Source organism: [Rhizobium] kunmingense (genome assembly GCF_977018605.1).
The window spans coordinates 2339876-2362312 of sequence record NZ_CDRNXG010000001.1 but is presented as its reverse complement, the minus strand read 5'-3'; the positions used below and the strand labels follow the sequence as shown (position 1 = coordinate 2362312).

The window sequence follows — 22437 nt, the reverse complement described above, 5'->3', positions numbered from 1 at the left end:
AGGAAAGGTCTATTCCATGGGTCTCTTCGACGGCATTCTCGGCCACGGCTCGACGGTCGATCCCGGCGATCTCGACAAGCGTCTTTCCGGCGTTCTGATCGACGGCGAACAGCCGCAGCTGGCCTTCAAGGTCATCCGCGATTTCTTCGTCTTCACCCAGTACCGGGTGATCCTCGTAGACATCCAGGGCATGACCGGCAGCAAGGTCGACTACACGTCGATCCCCTACCGTTCGATCTCACGCTTCTCGGTGGAAACCGCCGGCACGTTCGATCTCGATTCCGAACTCAGGATCTGGGTATCGGGCGCCGACACGCCGATTTCCAAGACGCTGAAAAAGGGTACGGACGTGCGCGGCATCCAGCGGGCGTTGGCGGCCGGTGTGCTGCGCTGACGCGTAACCTACAGCATGTCTCCCGAAAGTTGTCCCCGGTTTCGGGAGACATGCACAAAAACAAGGAGCTAGAGCACGGCAAGCGAATCTGAAAGATCGCGACGTGCTCTAGGAGCACCAACCGGATGAGCCTGAACCCGGACGCTTCGCCAGCCCCTCGTTGACGAGCACATCGGCAAGCGACCGTCCGTTGCGCGTCACGTCGCGCAGCTGGTGACCGTCGACGGTCGAAGTATTGCCCTGCCATGTAACCAGCTCGAACGGCCCGGAATCGAGGAAGGCGCGCACCCTGAGCTTGGCGTCGCTCGCCTTGATCCGCTCCGCCTCGCAGCGCGGCGTCTTGATATCCGGCACCTCGATGCCGACGAGACGGATCTTCTGGCCGTGAAAGACGAACCGGTCGGCGGTAACGACGCAGTCGTCCTGCTTGGCTGTGCCGCAAAGGAAGAACTTGCCCTGGTAACCGCCGGCCAGCGCCTCGCCGGATTTCGGTGCGGCGGCAGAAAGCGCCGCAACCTCCAGTCCCGGCTTGCCGATCGACGCAGGCGGGATGATCGCCGCGGTCTGTGTCCGGTCGGGCGCACCGACGGGACGCGGCGGGACCGGAGCAGGTACGCGCGCAACCGAATGCTGAGGCGGCCTGGCAGGCGATGCCTTGTCACGCGCCTCATCACGCGCGGCCGTGCGAACCGGCCTGTCATCCGTCAGGCTGGCGACAAACCGTCGAGCAGGCGCAAAATTGTCATAGGCGGCAATCCCGCCGCCGACCACGACAAGAGCCGCAACCCACGGCCAGAAGGAAGACCCCGAGCGCGCTGCGCCGCGCTTGCCGCCCTTGCGTCGAGCGGCTGACTTCTTGCGTGCTGGTGCCATGCGAATTCTCCTGTCGAATCGCACGGAAGTATCGGACGCAAGCCTTGCGGAATGGTTTCCGGCACATGATCAGTAGTGGAATTGGTACAACTCACTAAAATTGTCCATCATATGCCGCAGGCGAAGACTGCTGGCGCATTTCCAGAAAAGGTGTGTAACGGCTTTTCGTCCGGAGCTGCGTCAAATCGAAGATCTAAAGCGATTTAGCACTTCGAGGAAAACGCAATGGCTTCACACCCGCCCCGTCGCCAGCGCACTCGCCCAGTCGGCACGCCCGTTGGCTGCCGCAAGCCGCGACATCGCCATATGGTCGTAGGCCACGGTACGGAATGTCGGCGACCAGCCGCGCTCGGTTTTCTCGATTACCGCATAACAGGCCATCACATGCCCCACCTCAACATTGTGGGGATAAGGCGCGTCGTCGTCATAGGCGGGCTGGCCGACACTGCCGGGATTGACGATCAGGCGGCCATCCGCCAATGCCACCATCCGTGCAATGTGGCTGTGCCCGCACAGGATGAGCGATTGCGCGATACCCTCGGCAAAAGCCTCGATCTCGTCCTGCGGCCGCAGCGTTACATCACCCTGCGGCGTCACCGTTTCCAGCCAGTAGCGATTGTCGTCCTTGGGCGTCGCGTGGCAGAGGAATATCTCCTCGCGCCAGACGATTCTGAACGGCAGCTTGCGCAGCCAGTCGAAATGCCGCGCCGACATCTGCCGGTGCGCATGCGCATCGGAGACGGCGCCACGGGCGGCAAGCGCATCCGCGGAATGCTCCAAAAGATACCGGTCATGGTTTCCGCGCACAGTCTGTGCCCCGGCCATGTCGAGCAACAGAAGAAGGTCGCCGGTCCGGCCGGCCTCCAGCGGCCCGCTGAAACAGTCACCGAGATTGACGATGTCCCGGATGCCGAGCGCCGCGATATCGTCGAGAACGGCCTGCAGGGCAGCGCAGTTTCCGTGAATGTCTGCAATCACCGCAAACCGCATTAGCTGCCCCGATAGGTGGAATAGCCGTAAGGCGAAAGCAGCAATGGCACATGGTAATGCGCCGTCGTGTCGGAGATGCCGAAGCGGATCGGGATCACGTCGAGAAAGGCCGGCTCGCTCAGCGAGACACCATGGGCGCGAAGATAATCGCCGGCGTGGAAAACAAGCTCATAGGTGCCGACGCGAAAACTGGTGCCGATCAGGATCGGGCCGCCATCGACGCGGCCGTCGGCATTGGTCACCACCGTCGCGATCTTGTCGCGGCCGTCAGCATCGATCCGATAGAGATCGATGGCGAGCCCCTCGGCCGGCCGGCCGCTTGCCGTATCGAGCACATGGGTGGTGAGGCCGGTCATAGGCTAGGCTCCAGAATTCGGTAAGGTTCATCGAAGAAGAACTCTTCGAGATTGGCGGCGGTATTGTCGCGGTCGACGACCAGGAAATCGCAGACCTCCCCGAGCGCCATCAGCGGATGATGCCACGTGTTGGCAAAATAGTTCACCCCCTGACCCGGCTGCGCCAGAAAGATTTTCGGACGCCCCGGCTGTCCACCCTCGTCATCGGCAACGCCGACGAGAAACGGACGCCCCGACAACGGCACAAAACTTTGACTGCCGAACGGATGCCGCTCCATCATCCCGACCTCATAGGGAAACTGCCGCGGCTGCCCGCGAAAAATATTGAAGATCAGCCTCTCCGGCTCGCCCACCACCACCGGCTCCGCCAGCGCGTGAAACCGCTCGGTCGTGCCGTTGTTGATCCGTCGCCTCGTCGACGGATCGGCCTCGATGACATCGCCGTAGGGCGCGAAGGCGGATCGGGTCAGCGGAAGAATGTCGAGCGTCTGTGGATGGGTCAATGTCATTCGCCTTGGGCATGCCAGTTGCGCAGTGAGTTAAGATCGGCGATCAATTCGGGAAGAGATATCTTAACCGTCTTCCAGACAACCGAAAGCTCGACCTCATAGTAATCGTGAAGGACGAGGTTTCGCATCCCGCGTATCTGCGACCACGGAATTTCCGGGTGTTCCGTGAGAAAATCGGGGGCGTCCCTTACGATTCGCGCGGCAGCTTCACCGACCAGAACGATAGCCATTCCGACTGCCATCTGCGTTCGCTGATCGCGGTAGAATTCCTCTTCAGGCATATCGACAAGAAAGGCACATGCCTTTTGCGCAGCGTCGCGCATGCGCTCGATATGGTCGCGCAACCTTTCGCTGCTCATATCGGCATTGCTTCCGACAGGACGCGGTCGCGCACGGCTCCTTGCAGGCCTCCGGCGGTAACGAGATCGACACGAACCTTGAGCAAGGCCTCGAGCTCGAATTGCAATCCGCCGAGCGAAAACAGCGTGCTGCCCGGCAAAGCATCGACCAGAATGTCGATATCGCTACCCGGCCGGTCCTCGCCGCGCGCGACGGAGCCGAAGACGCGCGGGTTTGCCGCATTGAAGCGCTTCGTCGCCTCGCGGATGGCTTCGCGGTTCTTCTCCAGCACGTCCGAAGGCTTCATCGCGGCCTATCTCCTTGGGGCGCCAGTATAGGCGAGGACCGCAAGGGTGGAAAGCGTTCAGGCTTCCGGCAGAAGCGCCAGCAGGCGAAGCAGCGCGATCCGCTCCACCTGCGCGCAGGCGGTGGCGAATTCCACCTCGATCGCGTTGTCGACACGCGTCTCGAAGGCCGACAGGATATCGCCCCTGTTCAGCCCCCTGACGGCGATGATGAAGGGGAAGCCGAATTTGGCCGTATAGGCGGCATTGAGTTCGGTGAAACGGGCATGTTCCGCAGGGCTCAAACGGTCGAGACCGGCACCGGCCTGTTCCAGCCTGCTGTCTTCCGTCAGCGCGCCCGCGATCGCCAGCCGCCCGGCGAGATCGGGATGCGCGCGCAGCACGCCGAGACGCTCTGCATCGCTTGCCTTGCGAAACTCGATCACCATCGCCTCATGCACGCCCTTGGCGGTCAACGGCACGAAGATAAGCCCTGCATCATAGGCCCGCTCGGCAAGGAAGGGGGAATGCTCGAAGACGCCGCCGAAGGCGGAAACAAAATCCGCTCTCGCCGTCATGCCGCACCTTTGGACGAGGTGCCGCCCCAGTTCAAAGGCTGGTGATGCGCATGCCAGTGCCGTGCGATCTCGACGCGTTGCGGCACCCACACTTTCTCGTGGCCGGCCACATATTCCATGAACCGGCGCAACGCCGCGATACGGCCCGGCCGTCCGACGAGACGGCAATGCAGCCCGACCGACATCATCTTCGGACTGCCCTCCTCTCCCTCCCGGTAAAGCGTGTCGAACGCATCCTTGAGATAGGCGAAGAACTGGTCGCCGGAGTTGAAACCCTGCGGCGTGGCAAACCGCATGTCGTTGGTCTCCAGCGTATAGGGGATGATCAGGAACGGCTTGCCATCATGGTCCGGCACCCAGTAGGGCAGATCGTCGGCATAGCTGTCGGAGGAATAGAGGAAGCCGCCCTCCTCCATCACCAGTTTCAGCGTACTGTCGGAAGGCTTGCCCTGGTACATGCCGTAGGGTCGCTCGCCGACCAGCTCGGTGTGCAGCCGCACTGCCTCGCGAATATGCTCCCGCTCCCGCTCCAGCGAAAAATCCTTGTATTCCAGCCAACGATAGCCGTGGCTGGCGATCTCCCAGCCCGCTTCCTTCATGGCCGCGACGGCTTCCGGGTTGCGCGCCATGGCAAGCGTCACGCCATAGACAGTGCACTGCATCTTCAGTTCGGTGAACAGCCGGAAAAGCCGCCAGAAGCCGGCGCGCGAGCCATATTCGTAGATCGATTCCATGTTGAGATTGCGCTGGCCGGGCCATGCTGCCGCCCCGACGATCTCGGAAAGCAGGTTTTCCGATGCCGCATCGCCGTCGAGGATATGGCTCTCGCCGCCCTCCTCGTAATTGATGACGAACTGCACGGCGACATTCGCCCCGCCCGGCCATTTCGGATCGGGGCTGTTGCGGCCATAACCGACGAGATCGCGTGGAGTATCGTTTATCGTAATCGGCATCATTCCACCTCTGTTTGGCCGTGACGGTAGCGCACCGCTTCCGTCACTGTCGAGATAGAAGATGGACGTCAGGCGATCTTGCGGGCGGCAACCCGGCCCATCGGGTGCAGCGAGTGAACCTGCAGCGGCGCGCCCGGCTCCTCCTCGACGAAAAGCGCCAGATTGGCGACCTGTACCGGCCGGTCGAGATAGGGCGCGAAATAATCCCTCAGCACGCCGTCATAGGCCCGCATATCCTTTTCAAGCATCGGCCCGGTCAGCGCCATGTGGAAGCGGAACTCGTCCATCACGTAAGGATTGCCCCAGCGGTAGAGATTGGCGAATTGCGGCGCCGACAAATCACCCGGATCGCTGCGCTCGATTTCCGCCTCGGACAAGGGCGCGCGAAACGCATCGAATTCCTGCACCACCGCACAGGCGAAATGACGGATTTCGTCGCAATAGCGCATCGGCGCAAGTCCGAAGAAATTGCCGAGCCGCGCAACCTCGAGTGGCGGAAGCTCGAAAGGTTCGTATGCGCCCGCGAACCGCATAAGATGGCGCAGAAGCATCGCTTCGGTGATTTCCGGCGCCAGCCTGAACGGCGCCTTCAGCGTGGCGTGGAAGCCCTTGCGGCGCGGCAGTGCGGTATTGAAGGAAATGTCGTGAAGGCCGATGCCGCGGATCGCCGGATGCTCGACCATGTCGCCGGAAAAGGCGCTTCGGCCGAGCCATTGCGACGCGGCAAGCGTCAGCGGATCATGAGCCGGCGGTGTGAAATAGAGTGCATAGCGCATGCGTCACCTTCTCGTGCATCCTTGTCATTGCCCTGTTTGATTACGCACGTGCTTAATCAGCCCCGGATGAAGCAACTAGGTGATTTGCGTGACAGATTGACGACGCGGAGGGCGGGATATTCGCGTTTAACGCGAAGCCACGGCAACGTGATTTTCAAGTGAAAAGGACGCCGGCAGATCGGTCGCCTGACCGGCGACCGCATCGAGCGCGGCATCCGCCAACAGGTGCGCGATGCCGAAGCTGACCTTGAAGCCGCCGCCGAGCGAGATCACGTTGGCATGGTCGGGGTGCGGCCCGACCATCGGGTCGCGATCGATCGCCTTCGGCCGCAGGCCCGCCCAGCGCTCGACCACGGCTGCATCGGCCAGCGCCGGCACCAGATGCCGCGCCCGCGCGATCAGATCGTCAAGTTGGCCATCGGTCGAAAAGGGTTGGTCGAACGCCTCTTCGCTTGTGCTGCCCAGCGCCACATGGCCGTCATCATGCGGCACAAGATAAAGTCCGTTCAGATAGATCAGCGGCAGGGACGGATCGATATTGCCCTTCAGCAGCGCCGCCTGCCCCTTTACTGCCTTGCCGAGCGGCTTTGCCAGCGGCGCGGATATTGGCTCGATCAGGGAAAACGCCTCGCAGCCCGCTGCCACTATGCAGGTAGCGAACGCAACCCTGCGGCCATCCGCCAACACCACCGCGCAGGCCGCCGCATCGATCCTGTGTACCGCAACACCCTCGACGATCGTCACATACCGTCCACTCCGCAGAAACGCGGCAAGCGCTGCCGTCAGTCGGCGCGGCGACACGCGCGCGGCAAACGTATCGAGCACCATCCCGCCACCGGCATAGGCTGAATCCGGCCAACCTGGATAGGGCGTCTCGTCGAGGACGTGCCAGTGAAACTGCCGTCCGTTACGGCTCCAGTTGATGCCGGCTTCCTCGCAATGCCGCTCCGCGATCACCCGCAGATGCGGCTTCGGCAGCGGGATCAGCCGGCCGGAACGGCGGTAGCCGCAGGAAAGCCCGGTCGCGGCCTCGATCCGCGCCACTTCGTCCTCCAAAGAGAGCAGCGCATCGAACTGCAACTGCTTCTTGTCGTTCCACTTGTCGGGCATATGCGGCATCAGCGCGCCGAGCAGGCCGCCGCTCGTCCCCTGCCCCAGCCGGCCGGCATCGACAAGCAGCGTGCGGATGCCCAGCCGTTCGGCCTTGACCGCCGCCCACAGGCCCATGATGCCGCCGCCGATGATCACCAGATCCACCGAGTACGGCACCACTGTCGCCGCCTGCGATTGACCATCGGCACCGACCGGATTATCCGCATGTGTCATGAGCGAGCAAGATCCCGTATTGAAGACGCAAGAAAACGAGCAGCCGACGTTGCAGACGCTCGACTGGCATGACGGCGATATGCCGTACTCCCATGAATTTGGCGATCACTTTTATTGCCGCACCGATGGCAGGCTGGAATGCGGCCACGTCTTTCTGGCCGGCAACCGCCTGCCAGAGCGCTGGATGGAGATGACACGGCCAGGAGACGGGTTCCGCATCGGCGAACTCGGTTTCGGCACCGGTCTCAATTTTTGCGAGACCTGGCGGCAATGGCAGCTTGCTCGCTACCCCGGCACAAAGCTGCACTTCACCTCGTTCGAACTCTTTCCCATGAGCCGCAATGAGATTGACCGGGCGCTGTCGCGCTGGCCGGAAATCGACGCGCAACGGCAGGCGCTCGCTGCCGCATGGCCGGATGCCCCGGCCGGACATGTGGTGCTCGACCTCGACGAACAGACCCGCCTGACGGTCGTCTGCGGCCCGGCCTTCGATGGCGTCACGGCGGCGACGGCAGATTTCGATGCGTGGTTCCTCGATGGCTTTGCCCCGTCGCGCAATCCGGCCATGTGGTCGCCGGAACTGATGCTTGCACTTTTCGACCGCACAAGGCCCGGCGGCACGTTCGGCACCTATGCGGCAGCCGGCTTCGTGCGCCGCAATCTCTCATCTGCCGGATTTACGGTCGAACGTCGCCCCGGCTTTGCCGGCAAGCGCGAAATGCTGTGCGGGATCAAGGGGGACGACGCCTGACCGATCCTGCAAAAAACAGGTGTGCGACGGTGAGTGGTCGCGTCAAGCACCCCGACATAGGCCTTTAAAAAATCGAGACGGACGCCTCAGCGGCTGCGCTTTTTCTTCGCGACCGGCGCATCCGCAGATTCCTGCGCCAGACGCAGGGCGCGCAGCTTCTCGGTTTTCTTTTCTCTTGCGTTGGTTTCCGCGTCGAGGATATCGCGGACAACCTTGTTGGTCTGTTTGGTCTTCTCTTCAGCCGATAGCTTGACCGGCTTGGCGACGTCTTCTGCGATCACAGTCATCACTGTCTCCTTCGCAGCCGGCAACGACGTTGCCGGCATTTCTGGACGGAAGATAGCCTACCCGCGAAATCGGGCCGGCAAGGACCGGATCAACGGCCTTTCGAAATGACTTTTTTCTTCGGGCCGGGAATGAGGCCTTCGCGCTGTGCCTGCTTGCGGGCAAGCTTGCGGGCGCGACGGATCGCATCCGCCTTTTCGCGTGCACGCTTGACCGACGGCTTTTCGAAAGCCTCGCGCGCGCGCATTTCGCGGAAAAGACCTTCCCGCTGCATCTTCTTCTTCAGGACGCGAAGCGCCTGCTCGACGTTATTTTCTCTGACGATAACCTGCAAAAAAATCTCCTTCTCGGCCAGTCGGCCGTGCAATTCTGGAGCTTCAAAAACAAAAGGCCGGGAGGTTAACCCCGACCTTCCACCGCCATCACCCTCATGCGTGCCAGTACATCCGTGGTCACGCGAGGCGATGACAAACCTTAGGCTGCCTGCAGGTTGCCGGCAGAATTCTTGCCAGAACGCTTGTCCTGGACGATTTCGAAGCTGATCTTCTGGCCTTCGGTGAGGCCGTTCATGCCAGCGCGCTCAACAGCGGAGATGTGGACGAAAACGTCCGCGCCGCCGTTGTCAGGCTCGATGAAGCCAAAACCCTTGGTGCTGTTGAACCACTTTACGGTACCGGTAGTCATAACGATTTCCTTTCAATCGCTTGTAGGTTTCCAGTCGAAAAAAGACTGGCGGGTAAATCGACGATGAGAGGAGATCACTAGAGCCGTTTAGGTCTTCAAGAGTCACTAGCAAAGTTCGATGGTGACAACGTATAGCTTAATTACGCCGAGACAAGGGCGAATTTCAAATAAAAGCAATCACGCATGTGCCGTAAAATCCGCCTCCGGTTTCCTCAGACGTCTATGAAAACAAGGCGCTGAGGCAAAGCATGCCCGCTTTCGCCATTCCGACCTTACCGCTGCCTGCTCAGCCGCGCACCGCCGATCCAGGTACGGATCTTGTCTTCCAGCGCCTCCGGGCTGATCGGCTTCGACAGATAGTCGTCCATGCCCGCCTGGAAGCAGAGTTCGCGGTCGCTTTCCAGCGCATGTGCGGTGACGCCGATGATCGGCGTGCGGGTGCCTGAATGCCCTTCCAGCTCGCGGATGCGGCGGGTCGCCTGATGCCCGTTCATCACCGGCATCGACACATCCATCAGCACGATCGCCGGATCATGCGCCTGCCATGCCTCGACGGCTTCCGCACCGTTCCTGACGATCTGGAACAGCCAGCCGGTATTCTGCAGGATCTGGGTGAAGACGATCTGGTTGACCTCGTTATCCTCGGCCACCAGCACATCGAGCGACGCCGTGGCCTTCACCGGCGAGGTGGACGCGGGTTCGGACTTGATCTGGGCGGCATTGACGACGCGCAGCCCCGGATCGCGGGCAATCGTCGTCTCCACCTTGCGGCGGCTTCTCACGGAACGGACGACTTCGATCACCGTGCTGCGCAACAGGTTTGCACGCGCCGGCTTCATCAGATGCGCGTGGATCTGCAACTCCGAGAACATGCTGTCGTCGCTCGCCATGTCCATGGAGGTGAGGAAGATCACGCCGGTACCGTCGAAGCGGCGGTCGCGGCGCAGCGACCTGGCGAAATCGAGACCGTTCATCACCGGCATGTGATAATCGAGCACGATCGCATCGACAGCTATCCCGAGTCTGGCTGCCTCGCCGAGCACGGCCAGTCCCTCCGGCCCGCTTTCGGCAGCCACGGTATCGAAGCCCCACATCGTCAGCTGCTCGGTCAGGATGCGCCGGTTGACGATATTGTCATCGACGATCAGCACCCGCGCGCCGCTCGTATTGATCGGCAGCACCGTCTCCAGCTTGCGTTCCGCAACGATCGGGAAAGGCAGGCTGACGGTAAACACCGAGCCGCGTCCAAGCTCGCTCTCGACCGTCACCGAGCCGCCGAACAGATCGACGAGACCGGAGGTGATGGCAAGGCCCAGCCCCGTTCCCTCGTGCCGGCGCGTCGACGACGTATCGACCTGCGAGAACTTTTCGAACACCGAAGCAAGCTTCTCGTCGGGAATGCCGAGCCCGGTATCCTCGATCCGCACGCAAAGCATCATCTCGCCGGCCGCGATCAGCTCCGATTTCAGGTCGATGAAGACATGCCCCTTTTCGGTGAACTTGACGGCATTGCCGACCAGATTGGTAACGATCTGGCGGAAACGGCCCGCGTCCCCCAGCACCGTCTCGCGCACCGAAGCATCGCCGCGCACGATCAGCTCGATATCCTTGTCGGCGGCAGCCGAAGACAGAAGCGTCGCCACGTCCTCGATCGCCTCGACCGGATCGAACGGCGCCTTGCGGAGCTTCATCTGCCCGGCATCGATCTTCGAAAAGTCGAGGATGTCGTTGATGATCGTCAAAAGCGCATTGCCGGATTTGACGATGATGTCGATGAAGGTCTTCTGCCGCATGTCGAGATCGGATTTCGACAGAAGCTCAGCCATGCCGAGCACGCCGTTCATCGGCGTGCGGATCTCGTGGCTCATATTGGCCAGAAATTCCGACTTCGCCCGGTCGGCGGCTTCTGCCCGCGCCAGAAGCCGCGCCAGCTCCTCCTCGCGGTTCTTCGCCTCGGTCACGTCGGTATGGCTGAGCAGGATCTTGCCGTCCGTCAGCCGGCGGCCGGAAATCAGCAGCTGTCGGCCACGCTGCGTGCTCACCTCGACCGAGCTGCCGCCGTCCTTGGCGACCAGCGTCTCGATCCGCGCGCGATAGAGATCGTCCAGCCCGTCATGCGCGCCGTCATAAATGCCGTCGTCGAAATTGACCGCCAGAAATTCGCGATATGTATGGCCGGGCAGCTCGAATGGCCGATCCGTATCCCAGAATTCGTAGAAGGACGGGTTGGCGTACTCGAAGATCATCTGCTCGTTGAGAATGCCGATACCGACAGGAACCGAATCGAGAATGGTCTGCAGGTCCTTGCTGACCTTCTCCGCCTTCTGCTGCGCCTCCTTGATCAGCGATACGTCGGTGCGCGAGCAGACGAGGTAATTGGCCCCGTCTTCCGTCAGGATCGAGCGAAGCCGCGTCAGCACCGGAATGACCGATCCGTCCGGAAATTTCATATCCTCCGACTTGTCGATATTCTCGCCGGCCAGAACGCGCGCATTCTCGTCCCAGAACCGCTCCGCCGCCCAAGGAAACATCTCCGCTTCCGTCTTGCCCAGATAGCGGTCGCGCGAGCTGCCCAGCATCTGCTCATAGGCATGGTTGGCGTATGTCAGCTCATGTGCCTGGTTGCGCACGAAAACCGGCGTCGGCAGATCTTCCAGGATCGATCGGAACAACTCCGTCTCCGCCACCTGGCTGCGGAGCGCCATTTCATGCTCCTTGAAATCGGTCACATCCTGACGGATGGCGATCAGGATACCGCTTTCCAGCCGCTTGTTGACGACGCGCAGCCAGCGCCCGTCGGCCAGCTGGTCGATGCTCTCGTAATACGGCTGGCGGAACGGCGACATCCGCTGCTCGATCCAGACCGAGCGCTCGGATGAAAACGCACCGCTTTCGTCGGGTACGATCTGCTTGCGGCGGTCGAAGGCAAGGCCGAGAATGGCGGGCAGCGTCAGCCCCGGCCCGATATCGATGCCGAGCGAGGCGAAATAGTCTATCAACTGTGAATTGCAGTAGAGCAGAACGTCGTGACGGTCATAGATGCCGATGCCGAGCTCCAGCATGTCCAGCGCATCGTCCATCAGCACCGAACTGAAGCCCGCGGGCGCCGCGGCGCCAAGTGGAACGGCAGGCGCTGCCGCAACGCTCCTCGGCGCCGGCTCGGAGACGGCAACACTTTCGATCTCGCCGAACAGATAGGTGTGATCGTTTTCCGTCAGGAAGCGCTCGATATGGATCTGGTAGCGCATGACGCCGGTCGCATCGAAAAGCTGCGCCACCTCGTCGCTGCCGAAGACGATGGCGCGACTTTCCTTTTCCTTGCGCTCGCCGACATCGACTGTGCCCATCGGGCTACGGCTGCCGCCATCGATGAAATCCGCCGGCACCCCTTGAAAAAGGGCCGCATAGGCGTCGTTCACCGCCACATACCGCAATGCGCTGTCCTTGATGAAAGCCGGCTGCGGCAGATCGTTGATCCGCGCACAGGCTTTCTCTAGCAAGTCGCTGTGCCTGTCCACGCGCTGCCGTCCCCTAATTTTATGTTCCCGGGCAATTTGGCCGACTCTCGCGGCCTTGATGAACGACGATAACACCATAGCGAGTGTTAACAACGTGTTTTTGCCAGCAGGCGATGTGTTGTTTTTTACCCCCTCGCCCACCCGACAGGATCGCACACCGTGGCGCGATGTTCTGGAAGAGGCGACCGGCCGTCGCAAATGGCGAGGGCGAGGTACTTGGGAATTTGAGACAGTTCGACCACGACGGCGCGGACGGGACAGCCATGAGCGAAATCACGACACCTGAAGTCAGCCAGACCGATATCGCCGCCACCGCCGGAGAGCGACGACGCCGCAGCGGCGGCCGGGGCGGCGAGCGGGTCCGCACCGGTTCCGACGGGACGAAATACCGCAGCCTCGTCAATTCCATCGCCAGAACCGAGATCCTCTCCCCCGAAGCGCTGGAAGACATCCATGCGGCGTCGCTGACCGTGCTCGAAGAGATCGGCATGGACATCATCCTGCCGGAAGCCCGCGAGCGGATGAAGGCGGCGGGCGCGGATGTCACAGCCGGTTCCGAGCGCGTCCGCTTCGACCGTTTCATGATCGAGGAGCTGATCGCCATCGCCCCTCAGCACTTCACCATGCACGCCCGCAACCCGGCGCGGAATGTCCAGATCGGCGGCAACAGCCTCGTTTTCGCCCAGGTGGCAAGCGCTCCCTTCGTCGCCGACCGCGACGGCGGCAGGCGGGTGGGCAATCGGGAGGATTTCCGCAAGCTGATCAAGCTCGCCCAGCACTATGACATCATCCACACAACCGGCGGCTATCCGGTCGAGCCGGTCGATATACACGCCTCGGTGCGCCACCTCGATTGCCTCTCGGATCTGGTCAAACTCACCGACAAGGTGTTTCACTGCTATTCGCTCGGCCGCGAGCGCAATCTCGATGCGCTTGAGATCGGCCGCATCGGCCGCGGCATCTCGGCCGACCAGATGGAGCGCGAGCCCTCGCTCTTCACCGTCATCAACTCCTCCTCGCCGCTGCGCCTCGACGCGCCCATGCTGCAGGGCATCATCGAAATGTCGTCGCGCAACCAGGTCGTCATCATGACGCCTTTCACGCTGGCCGGCGCCATGGCTCCGGTGACGATCGCCGGCGCTCTCGTGCAACAGAACGCCGAGGCGCTCGCCGGCATCGCCTTCACCCAGATGGTCCGGCGCGGCGCACCGGTCATGTATGGCGGCTTCACCTCGAATGTCGACATGAAGACGGGCGCGCCCGCCTTCGGCACGCCGGAATACATGAAGGCGGTCATCGCTGGCGGCCAGCTGGCACGCCGCTACGGCATCCCCTATCGCACCTCAAACACCAATGCCGCCAACACGCTCGATGCGCAGGCCGCCTATGAGAGCGCCATGTCGCTGTGGGCGCTGACGCAGGGCGGTGGCAATTTCATCCTCCATTCGGCCGGCTGGACGGAAGGCGGCCTGACCGCCTCCTTCGAGAAGTTCATCCTCGATGTCGACATGCTGCAGATGGTCGCCGAATTCCTCACCCCACTCGATGTCAGCCCCGACGCGCTGGCGCTCGACGCCGTGCGCGAAGTCGGCCCCGGCGGCCATTATTTCGGCACCGCCCACACGCTCTCGCGATACGAGAATGCCTTTTACTCGCCGATCCTGTCGGACTGGCGCAATTTCGAGACCTGGACCGAGGCCGGCCGCCCGACGACCTACGACCACGCCAACCGCATCTACAGGCAGGCACTGGAAGCCTACCGGCAGCCGCCTCTCGATGCCGCGATCGAGGAGGAGCTCGATTCCTTTGTCGCCAGAAGAAAGGCCGAGGGCGGCATTCCGACCGATTTCTAAGCGCCTCCAATTCGGCGCACAAAAGCCACAATCCCGCCACGAAGCAGGATGGAGGTTGCAAGTCTTGCGAAGAAAACAACTTGTGGACGGACGAGTGTGAACAGCCGTTCAGACTACTTCTGGTTTCTCTCCATCAATCCGCCGAGATTGCCCATCAGTTTATGAGCGTGCCCTTGGAAGGAACCAGAGGGAAAGGAACACGGTCATGACTTTCATGAAGAAGACAATCTCTGCAGGCCTGATCGCCGTCTCGGTTGCCGGAGCGCTTGCAGCGACCGCGCCGGCGGCAGAAGCCCGCGATCGCCACCATCACCGCGGCAACGACGTCCTGTTGGGCGCAGCCGCGGGTGTCGTCGGCGGCCTGATCGGTGGCGCCATCGTTTCGGGCTCGCAGCGCCCGGTCTACTATGACGAGCCGCGCTACGAATACGCACCGCCGCCACCCCCGCCGCAGGTCGTCTATCGCCGCGCCTATTACGAGCCGGCCCCGCCGCCGCCGCGCTGCCATTTCGAATGGGTCGAGAACGAATACGGCGAAGCCTATCGCGCCCGCGTCTGCTATTGAGAGCGGACAGTCTGAACGCAAAACGGCGGTGGAAACACCGCCGTTTTTTATGGTCTTTCTTATGAACAGGCCCCTGGCCTATTTGGCCTCGTCGAGAATTTCGCCGAACGCCCTCAGCTCCTTGAGCAGGTTGGCGAACCGCTCCTCGCCGAGCACCGCCTCTATACGACGGCGGGCGCGCAAGGCGGCCTCGGCGACGCCGTCCAGCGTCTCCTGCCCCGCATCGGTGATGTAGAGCATCCGCGCCCGTTTGTCGCGACGGTCGACCTCGCGGCGAATCAGTCCGCGCGCTTCGAGATTTTCCACGCATTTCGTCACCGACGAGCGGTCGAGCGCGATCCGCTCTCCCAGCATGTTCTGCTGGATGCCCGGTTCGATCTGGATGAAGGCGAGCGCGCTGTACTGGGTCGGCGAAAAGCCAAGCTCTGCCGCCTCCTCACTAAACAGGGCGAGCGAAACCTGCTGGCAGCGCCGCAGGAGAATGCCATGCGTATTCAACATCCAGTCTGCAGTTAGGACCACGTGCGGCTGCTTCCTATTGGCGAATTGACAAACGGCGATTAGTTGGATAGCTGATAATCAGCTATCCAACTAATATGGTGCGGAGGCAGAATGTGCCCGTCGTTGACGACGAGGGCGCAAACGCTGTCGCTTGCGCCATGGGTGACACCCATGCCTGAGACGACCCTTGTAGCTGCCTTTTTCGCATCGCGAAACCCTGCCGTTTCGACGGTCGGTACGCGTCGGCTGCGCGGCCGAAATCTCTCGGTCATGAACAATGCCGGCATAGCCGGAACCCTCCCCGAGGCACACGCCTCCTCCCTCTCAGGTAAGATGAAATGACTGGACGGACGAGAGATCCCAACGAAAAGCTAATGATGTCGCGACGCGGCCTGCTGCTCGGCAGCGCCATGATGCTGGGCGCCGGCATGGTCGCATCGCTCTGTCCCACCCCATCGCTGGCGGCAGTCGACAGCGGGCTTGCGACCCGCTTCATGGAACTGTCGAACCTGCTGATCAACCATCAGCTCAACCCGGCAGTCGGTGCCAAGATCGCCGAGACGGCATCAAGCCAGTACCAGAACCTGCCGCAGATGCTCGATGCGATCATCCGGATTGCTGAAGTGAAGAAGGCGACCGAAGTCGAGGCCTTCTTTGCCGACATCCCGGATGGCGAGCTGAAGGACTTTGCCCATTGGGTGATCTTCGCCTGGTATTCCGGCTGCTCCTCCGACAAGCGCAACGCCACCGTCTTCACCTATGAGGAAGCTCTGGTCTTCAAGCCCACCAGCGACATTCTCACCATCCCCTCCTACGGCATTTCCGGTCCCAACCTGTGGACCCGGCCCAATCTGCCGCTCTCGGCCCCGATGCCGACCTTCTGACGAAACCCAGCGAAGAAAAGCCTTATCCCATGGTTACCAAGACTAGTGCCGACGTCGTTATCGTCGGAACGGGTGTCGTCGGCGTCGTGATCGCCGAACAGATGCTCGATGCAGGCCATTCCGTCCTCATGATCGAAGCCGGTCCGCGCGTGACCCGCGCCGAGGTGGTCGAGAACTGGCGCAACGCGCCGCTCGGCGTCAAGGGCGACACCTCCGTCGCCTACCCGATCCGCCCCTGGGCGCCGCATCCGATGGGCGGCGAAAAGCCCGAGGACGCCTATCTGCAGTTCTCCGGCCCGGACGCCTACGACCAGACCTATATCCGCTATGCCGGCGGCTCCACCTGGCACTGGGCCGGCACGTCCTGGCGCCTGACGCCCGAGGACATGCGCCTCAACTCGCTCTATGGCGTCGGCCGTGACTGGGCCTTCGACTACGACACGCTGGAGCCCTATTACGTCCGCACCGAGAACAAGCTCGGCATTTGCGGCCCTTCGGACCGCGCCCAGCAATGGCCGCAGACCGGCGCCCGCTCCGCGCCCTACCCGATGCCGGCCCTGCCGTTTTCGCCGGGTGAGGTAAAATTCACCGAGGTCGTGAAAGGCCTCGGCTACAACAACATCCCCGTCTCGCAGGCCCGCAACAGCGGCATGCCCTATGACGGCCGCCCGGCCTGCTGCGCCAACAACAACTGCGTGCCGGTCTGTCCCGTCGCCGCCAAGTATGATGCGGAAACAGCGCTGCACCGGCTGGAAAAGAAGGGCGCAACGCTGCTCGTCGATTCGGTCGTCTACAAGGTCGAGACGAACGCCCAGAACAAGATCGAGGCGGTCCATTTCTACGATCAGCACAAGGAAAGCCACCGGATCTCCGGCAAGCTCTTCGTGCTCGCCTGCAACGGTCTCGAAAACCCGAAACTGCTGCTGATGTCGACCGACGACCGTAACCCGAATGGCGTCGCCAACTCGTCCGATCAGGTCGGCCGCAACATGATGGACCACCCGGCCCGCACGTTCACCGTCACCACCAAGGAACCCTTCTGGTCGGGCATCGGCCCGGTCGTCAATTCGGGCATCATGCAGACCTCGCAAGGGTCGTTCCGCTCCGAACATGCCGGCGCCTATTTCCGCTACAACAACTTCGCCCGCAACCGCTACATCACCTTCGCGGCGCTGAAGAAGGGCCTTGTCGGCAAGGCGCTCGACGAGGAAATCCGCCGCATGACCGCCTGCACGGCCGACATCGTCGCCGCCCACGAAATCCTTGCCGACCCCAACAACCGCCTCACCCTGTCGGACAAGAAGGACTGGCTCGGCCTGCCCAAGCCGTCGATCCACTATGATGTCGGCGATTACGTCCGCAAGTGCTGGGAGGTCTATTCGCAGCCGATCGGCAAGCAGCTCGCCGAGGCGATGGGTGCGACCGACATCAAGATCTCGCCGAAGTTCAACAACAGCAAGCACATCATGGGCGGCACCATCATGGGCACGGATGCGTCGAACTCCGTCGTCGACGTGGATTGCCGCGCCCACGACCACGAAAACCTGTTCATTCCGGGCGGCGGCGCAATGGCGGCCGGTGCCTGCGGCAACAGCACCATCACCATGGTCGCGCTCGCCCTCAAGGCCGGCGATGCCATGGTCGACCAGATGCGCGGCGCGTGAAGGTGAACATGATCATGAAAACCGTAAAGTCCCTCGCCCTCGCGGCACCGTTCGCGCTCGCCGCCCTCGCTCCGGCATCGGCCCAGGAAACACCTGGTCAGTTTTCCCAGGAACTGATCGAGAAGGGCCGCTATCTGGCGACCGCCTCCGATTGCGTCGCCTGCCACACCAACCATGCCGGCGGCAAGCCGATGGCCGGAGGCCTGCCCATGGCATCCCCGGTCGGCACCATCATGTCGACCAACATCACGCCATCTAAGGAATTCGGCATCGGCAACTACACCGAAGCCCAGTTCGCCGACGCGGTCCGCAAGGGCATTCGCGGCGATGGCGCCAACCTCTACCCGGCCATGCCCTACGTCTCCTATTCCAACATGACGGATGAGGACGTACAGGCGCTCTACGCCTATTTCATGCAGGGCGTCGAGCCGATCGAAGAAAAGGCGCCGCAAACCGACCTGCCCTTCCCGATGAACATCCGCGCCTCGATGATGGGCTGGAACATGCTGTTCCGCCCCAACGAGACGCACAAGGATGACCCGGCGCAATCGGCCGAATGGAACCGCGGCAAATATCTGGCCGAGGGTGCAGCCCACTGCAGCACCTGCCACACGCCGCGCGGCATCTTCATGCAGGAAGACAAGAGCCTCAACCTCACCGGCGCCCAGATCGGCGCCTGGTATGCGCCCGACATCACCAATGATCCGGTGCACGGCATCGGCTCCTGGAGCCAGCAGGACCTCGTCACCTACCTGAAGACCGGCAAGCTGGAAAACCGGGCGCAGGCCGCCGGCAGCATGGCGGAGGCGATCAGCTACTCCTTCCAGCACCTGACCGACGCCGACCTCAATGCCATTGCCGTCTATGTCGGCAGCGTCTCTTCGGCCAAGGCCGGCGAAGCAGCCGGCACGACCCGTTTCGACAAGGGCGAAGCCGGCAACGACATGGCCGCCTTCCGTGGCGGCAAGTATGCCGACGGTCTCGCAGGCGAACACGCCGGCGCCCAGATCTTCGCCGCCAACTGCGCCTCCTGCCACGGTTACAACGCGCAAGGCACGAAGGACGGCTACTATCCGACCCTGTTCCACAACGCGGCGACAGCCGGCGACAATTCGGTCAACGTGATCTCGGCGATCTTGAACGGCGTCGATCGCCACACCGAAAGCGAACACGTCTTCATGCCGCCCTTCGGCGACCAGACGAACGCCGTCGTCCAGCTGTCCAACGTCGAGGTCGCCTCACTCTCCAACTACCTTCTGGCCCAGTACGGCAACGAAAAGCTGACCGTGAAGCCGGAAGACGTGCAGGTGATCCGCGAAGGCGGGCCGAAGTCCAATCTGGTCGAGATGGCCCGCATCGGCATGGGTATCTGTGCTGCAGCCGGCCTTGTCGCTCTCGGCCTGATCATCTGGCTGATCCGCCGCCGCAAGCCGGCAGCGGCGTGAAACCAAGCCCTGAACGAGAAAAGCGGCGGTGAACCTCACCGCCGCTTTTTTGTTTGCCGTCTTGTTTGGATCAGTCGTCGTCGCCGTCGATCCAGACCTGCTCTCCGGACTGCGGATGGAACTGGATTTCCATACGGCGACCATCCTTGTTGCGGGCCTCCACCTCGTAGCAGCCGTCGTCGATGTCGATGTCGCGGATTTCCAGGCCGAGCGGTGCGATGCGGTTGCGCAGGTCCGCCTCGCTCATCCAGTCGGCAACCGGCACGTTACCGCAGCGGCGGCGATCGTCGTCATCCGCATGGGCGACAGAAGCGAAGCCGCCCATGGCACCAATCGATGCGAGGGCGGCGGTAGCGAGAATGATCTTCTTCATGGCAGGTTCCTTTTTCTGACAATCTCTTCGGTCCGGCCGGGGCACCATTGCCTGACCGATGACGAGACCTTACGAAAGGCGCGCTGAGCGATAACTGACACGTCCTGTCAGCTAAATTTCAGCTTGGACTTGTTAGAAGAAGCGCATGTTGAACCCTATCATTCCCCTCGCAGTCCTCTCCGCGCTGGCGCTTTCCGCCCCTCAGGCGCATGCAGACGATGACGACCTCGACCGGCTGCGCGATGCCGTCAGCCGTGGCGAGGTCATGGCCCTGTCGAAGCTGCAGGACGAGGTCCGCCGCGCTTTTCCGGGCGAAATCATCCGCGTCGAACTGGACGAGGATGACGGCCGCTTCATCTATGAGTTCAAGGTGCTGAAGGCCAATGGCCGGCTGGTGGAGATCGAGATGGATGCGAAAGACGGCCGCGTTCTCGATGTCGACGCCGACGATGATGACGATTGACCGCCATGCGTATCCTTCTCGTTGAAGACGACCCGCTGATCGCCCGCGACGTCACCCGCCATCTCGAACATGCCGGCTATCTCGTCGAGCACGAGCGCGATGGCGAAAGCGGCTGGTTCCGCGGCGACAGTGAGGAATTCGCCGCCGTCATCCTCGATCTCGGCCTGCCCGAACTCGACGGCCTGTCGGTGCTGAAACGCTGGCGTGCCGCCGACCGCGAACTCCCCGTGCTGATCCTCACCGCCCGCGGCAACTGGGAGGAGCGCGTCGAGGGCATCGATGCCGGCGCCGACGACTACCTCGCCAAACCCTTCCAGATGCCGGAGCTTCTCGCCCGCCTGCGCGCCATCATCCGCCGCTCGCAGGGCAAGGCCGCCCCGGTCATGCAGGCAGGAAAGCTGAAACTCGATCCGCGCACCAAGCACGCGACGGTCGACGGCCTGCCGGTGGAACTGACGCCGCTCGAATATCGCTGCCTGCATTACCTCATGGCAAATGGCGAACGCCACGTCTCGCAGATGGAACTGACCGAACAGCTCTATGCGCAGGATTTCGAGCGCGAGAGCAATTCGGTTGAAGTGCTGGTCGGACGCCTGCGAAAGAAGTTCGGCAGGGAGATCATCGCCACCCGCCGCGGCTACGGCTACCGGATCGGCACCGCATGAGCGACAAGACATCGGACAAGCCGCAATCGAATGAAGCGCAGGCCGCACGGCCCCTCTCCATCCGCGCCCGCTTTCTCATCGTCTCGCTGGTGACGGTGCCTTCCGCGCTGGCGCTCGCCGCCCTGTTCATGGTCTCCGTCTTTTCCGCCAATCTGGAACGACGCCTCGATGCGGAACTGACCGGCCATATCAACAATATCGCCGCCTCCCTGCGTTTTGCCGCAGACGGCACACCGGAACGCCCGGCAGGATTTTTCGACAAGCGTTTCGAGGATGCCTATGGCGGCCTCTACTGGCAGATCGGCGATGATGCGGCCCCCGCCCGCCTGCGTTCCCAATCGCTCTGGGACTACACGCTCCCCTCGCCGGAAAACCTTGCGGCCGACGGCGCCGTCCACCGCTACGACATCCCCGGCCCGGACGGCGCGACGCTGACCGCCCAGCAGCGGCAGATCATGGTGCCGACACCCGCCGGCCTCAGGGCCTTGCGCATCACCGTCGCCGCCGACCGCAAGCCGCTGGAAGATGCCGGCTACCGCTTCGCCTTCGACATCCTGCCCTATCTGGCTGGCCTTGCAATCTTCCTCATCGGCGCTTCGCTGATCCAGGTCGTCTTCGGCCTCCAGCCGCTGGCTGCCCTCACAAGCGGTCTCGACCGCATCCGCGAACGCCGCGGCGGCAGGCTCGACGGCGTGCTGCCGAAGGAATTCGAGCCGGTCGAGCAGTCACTCAACCGCCTTCTCGACGCCCAGTCGCAGGCGATCGCCAAGGCGCGCGCCCGCGCCGGCGACCTTGCCCACGGGTTGAAAACGCCGCTGACCGTGCTCTCAAACGATGCCCTGACGCTGCGCCAGCGCGGCGAGACCGACATGGCCGACGAGATCGACCGGCTGGTGGCGCTGATGCGTGGCCATGTGGAAGCGGAACTGGCGCGAAGCCGCATCGTCGCCAATGCCGAGCTGCGCCAGTCCGATGCCGAGATGGAAAAGATCGTCGGCCAGATCACCCGCACGCTGAAACGAACGCCGGAAGGCGAAGCGCTGACCTGGCATTTCCACATCGGTGAACCGGCCGAAGTTCCGCTCGATCCGCATGACCTGCGCGAACTCGTCGGCAACATCGTCGAAAACGCCGTCAAATGGGCAACAGCCGAGGTCTCCATCACCTGGAAGGACCGCCGCCTCATCATCGCTGACGACGGCCCCGGCGTCGCGCCCGAAAAAATCCGCAGCATGACCGAGCGCGGCGTGCGCCTCGACGAACAGGTCCCCGGCACCGGCCTCGGCCTGTCGATCGTCCAGGAAATCTGCACCGTCTACGGCCTGTCGCTGTCGATCGAGAACCGCCAGGGCTCGGGCCTGCAGGTGACGATCGGTTTCTGACCGACCTACCGGCCTGTCGCCCGACA

The 22437-nt window shown here is 62.5% G+C and carries 26 protein-coding genes; 10 read left to right on the top strand and 16 right to left on the bottom strand.

What is annotated here, in order from left to right; all coding sequences use genetic code 11:
- Positions 1-16 precede the first annotated feature (16 nt).
- The gene (locus AC0JZ4_RS11285) at positions 17-394 is read left to right on the top strand and encodes a PH domain-containing protein (RefSeq protein ID WP_471886471.1); all 378 of its coding nucleotides are present in this window, start codon (positions 17-19) and stop codon (positions 392-394) included.
- Between the two features lie 108 nt (positions 395-502).
- Here the strand turns inward: AC0JZ4_RS11285 and AC0JZ4_RS11280 are convergent, their stop codons facing one another.
- The 10 genes from AC0JZ4_RS11280 to AC0JZ4_RS11235 all read right to left on the bottom strand — a co-directional run bounded on the left by AC0JZ4_RS11280 (position 503) and on the right by AC0JZ4_RS11235 (position 7378).
- The gene (locus AC0JZ4_RS11280) at positions 503-1267 is read right to left on the bottom strand and encodes a hypothetical protein (RefSeq protein ID WP_471886470.1); all 765 of its coding nucleotides are present in this window, start codon (positions 1265-1267) and stop codon (positions 503-505) included.
- A gap of 231 nt (positions 1268-1498) precedes the next feature.
- Complete coding sequence (locus AC0JZ4_RS11275; RefSeq protein WP_471886469.1) at positions 1499-2257, bottom strand: metallophosphoesterase family protein; 759 nt, start codon at positions 2255-2257, stop codon at positions 1499-1501.
- Positions 2257-2613 (bottom strand): hydroxyisourate hydrolase, encoded by a 357-nt coding sequence (gene uraH, locus AC0JZ4_RS11270; protein ID WP_471886468.1) that lies wholly within the window; start codon positions 2611-2613, stop codon positions 2257-2259. The genes AC0JZ4_RS11275 and uraH overlap by 1 nt, the downstream gene beginning before the upstream one ends.
- Positions 2610-3122 carry an ureidoglycolate lyase gene (locus AC0JZ4_RS11265; protein WP_471886467.1) on the bottom strand — a complete coding sequence of 171 codons (513 nt, stop codon included), beginning with the start codon at positions 3120-3122 and terminating at the stop codon, positions 2610-2612. Before AC0JZ4_RS11265 ends, uraH begins: the two co-directional genes overlap by 4 nt.
- A complete protein-coding gene (locus AC0JZ4_RS11260) occupies positions 3119-3481 on the bottom strand; it encodes a HepT-like ribonuclease domain-containing protein (protein WP_471886466.1) in 363 nt (120 codons plus the stop codon). Before AC0JZ4_RS11260 ends, AC0JZ4_RS11265 begins: the two co-directional genes overlap by 4 nt.
- On the bottom strand, positions 3478-3768 hold the full coding sequence (locus AC0JZ4_RS11255) for a nucleotidyltransferase family protein (RefSeq protein ID WP_471886465.1): 291 nt from the start codon (positions 3766-3768) through the stop codon (positions 3478-3480). The genes AC0JZ4_RS11260 and AC0JZ4_RS11255 overlap by 4 nt, the downstream gene beginning before the upstream one ends.
- Positions 3769-3825: 57 nt before the next feature.
- Positions 3826-4323, bottom strand: coding sequence for a 2-oxo-4-hydroxy-4-carboxy-5-ureidoimidazoline decarboxylase (gene uraD / locus AC0JZ4_RS11250; RefSeq protein ID WP_471886464.1), 498 nt, complete (start codon positions 4321-4323; stop codon positions 3826-3828).
- Positions 4320-5276 (bottom strand): allantoinase PuuE, encoded by a 957-nt coding sequence (puuE, locus tag AC0JZ4_RS11245; protein ID WP_471886463.1) that lies wholly within the window; start codon positions 5274-5276, stop codon positions 4320-4322. The genes uraD and puuE overlap by 4 nt, the downstream gene beginning before the upstream one ends.
- 68 nt (positions 5277-5344) lie before the next feature.
- Positions 5345-6052: a DUF1045 domain-containing protein gene (locus tag AC0JZ4_RS11240; RefSeq protein WP_471886462.1), complete on the bottom strand. Its 708-nt coding sequence runs from the start codon at positions 6050-6052 to the stop codon at positions 5345-5347.
- Positions 6053-6178: 126 nt separating this feature from the next.
- Positions 6179-7378 (bottom strand): NAD(P)/FAD-dependent oxidoreductase, encoded by a 1200-nt coding sequence (locus tag AC0JZ4_RS11235; RefSeq protein WP_471886461.1) that lies wholly within the window; start codon positions 7376-7378, stop codon positions 6179-6181.
- Here AC0JZ4_RS11235 and mnmC2 point away from each other — a divergent pair.
- The gene (gene mnmC2 / locus AC0JZ4_RS11230) at positions 7377-8129 is read left to right on the top strand and encodes a tRNA (5-methylaminomethyl-2-thiouridine)(34)-methyltransferase MnmC2 (protein WP_471886460.1); all 753 of its coding nucleotides are present in this window, start codon (positions 7377-7379) and stop codon (positions 8127-8129) included. The genes AC0JZ4_RS11235 and mnmC2 overlap by 2 nt on opposite strands.
- Before the next feature lie 86 nt (positions 8130-8215).
- Here mnmC2 and AC0JZ4_RS11225 read toward each other — a convergent pair whose 3' ends face one another.
- From AC0JZ4_RS11225 to AC0JZ4_RS11210, 4 genes are all read right to left on the bottom strand, one after another.
- Positions 8216-8416, bottom strand: a complete 201-nt coding sequence (locus AC0JZ4_RS11225) for a hypothetical protein (protein WP_471886459.1) — start codon at positions 8414-8416, stop codon at positions 8216-8218.
- Between the two features lie 89 nt (positions 8417-8505).
- Positions 8506-8748 (bottom strand): 30S ribosomal protein S21, encoded by a 243-nt coding sequence (gene rpsU, locus AC0JZ4_RS11220; protein WP_471886458.1) that lies wholly within the window; start codon positions 8746-8748, stop codon positions 8506-8508.
- A gap of 140 nt (positions 8749-8888) precedes the next feature.
- On the bottom strand, positions 8889-9098 hold the full coding sequence (locus AC0JZ4_RS11215) for a cold-shock protein (protein WP_471886457.1): 210 nt from the start codon (positions 9096-9098) through the stop codon (positions 8889-8891).
- A gap of 272 nt (positions 9099-9370) precedes the next feature.
- Positions 9371-12598: a PAS domain-containing hybrid sensor histidine kinase/response regulator gene (locus AC0JZ4_RS11210; protein ID WP_471886456.1), complete on the bottom strand. Its 3228-nt coding sequence runs from the start codon at positions 12596-12598 to the stop codon at positions 9371-9373.
- Between the two features lie 281 nt (positions 12599-12879).
- On the opposite strand from AC0JZ4_RS11210, the gene AC0JZ4_RS11205 reads away from it, so the two are divergent.
- Together AC0JZ4_RS11205 and AC0JZ4_RS11200 are read left to right on the top strand one after the other, a co-directional pair.
- The gene (locus AC0JZ4_RS11205) at positions 12880-14469 is read left to right on the top strand and encodes a trimethylamine methyltransferase family protein (RefSeq protein ID WP_471886455.1); all 1590 of its coding nucleotides are present in this window, start codon (positions 12880-12882) and stop codon (positions 14467-14469) included.
- 205 nt (positions 14470-14674) lie between these two features.
- Complete coding sequence (locus tag AC0JZ4_RS11200) at positions 14675-15034, top strand: hypothetical protein (protein ID WP_471886454.1); 360 nt, start codon at positions 14675-14677, stop codon at positions 15032-15034.
- A 78-nt stretch (positions 15035-15112) separates the two neighbouring features.
- Here the strand turns inward: AC0JZ4_RS11200 and AC0JZ4_RS11195 are convergent, their stop codons facing one another.
- A complete protein-coding gene (locus AC0JZ4_RS11195) occupies positions 15113-15535 on the bottom strand; it encodes a MarR family winged helix-turn-helix transcriptional regulator (protein WP_471886453.1) in 423 nt (140 codons plus the stop codon).
- A 374-nt stretch (positions 15536-15909) separates the two neighbouring features.
- Here AC0JZ4_RS11195 and AC0JZ4_RS11190 point away from each other — a divergent pair, with 374 nt between their 5' ends.
- Genes AC0JZ4_RS11190 through AC0JZ4_RS11180 form a run of 3 tightly spaced genes read left to right on the top strand, consistent with a single transcriptional unit; the run spans position 15910 to position 19528 of the window.
- Entirely contained in the window at positions 15910-16419 is a 510-nt protein-coding gene (locus tag AC0JZ4_RS11190; protein WP_471886452.1) for a sugar dehydrogenase complex small subunit, read from the top strand.
- A gap of 29 nt (positions 16420-16448) precedes the next feature.
- Positions 16449-18083: a GMC family oxidoreductase gene (locus AC0JZ4_RS11185; protein WP_471886451.1), complete on the top strand. Its 1635-nt coding sequence runs from the start codon at positions 16449-16451 to the stop codon at positions 18081-18083.
- Positions 18084-18097: 14 nt separating this feature from the next.
- Entirely contained in the window at positions 18098-19528 is a 1431-nt protein-coding gene (locus AC0JZ4_RS11180) for a c-type cytochrome (protein ID WP_471886450.1), read from the top strand.
- Positions 19529-19598: 70 nt separating this feature from the next.
- On the opposite strand, the gene AC0JZ4_RS11175 is transcribed toward AC0JZ4_RS11180, so the two are convergent.
- Complete coding sequence (locus tag AC0JZ4_RS11175) at positions 19599-19901, bottom strand: PepSY domain-containing protein (protein ID WP_471886449.1); 303 nt, start codon at positions 19899-19901, stop codon at positions 19599-19601.
- 145 nt (positions 19902-20046) lie between these two features.
- Between AC0JZ4_RS11175 and AC0JZ4_RS11170 the strand changes: the two genes are divergently transcribed.
- The 3 genes from AC0JZ4_RS11170 to AC0JZ4_RS11160 are packed head-to-tail and all read left to right on the top strand — an operon-like array spanning position 20047 to position 22411.
- On the top strand, positions 20047-20364 hold the full coding sequence (locus tag AC0JZ4_RS11170; RefSeq protein WP_471886448.1) for a PepSY domain-containing protein: 318 nt from the start codon (positions 20047-20049) through the stop codon (positions 20362-20364).
- 5 nt (positions 20365-20369) lie between these two features.
- The gene (locus AC0JZ4_RS11165; protein ID WP_471886447.1) at positions 20370-21029 is read left to right on the top strand and encodes a response regulator transcription factor; all 660 of its coding nucleotides are present in this window, start codon (positions 20370-20372) and stop codon (positions 21027-21029) included.
- Entirely contained in the window at positions 21026-22411 is a 1386-nt protein-coding gene (locus AC0JZ4_RS11160; protein WP_471886446.1) for a sensor histidine kinase, read from the top strand. Before AC0JZ4_RS11165 ends, AC0JZ4_RS11160 begins: the two co-directional genes overlap by 4 nt.
- Positions 22412-22437: the final 26 nt, after the last annotated feature.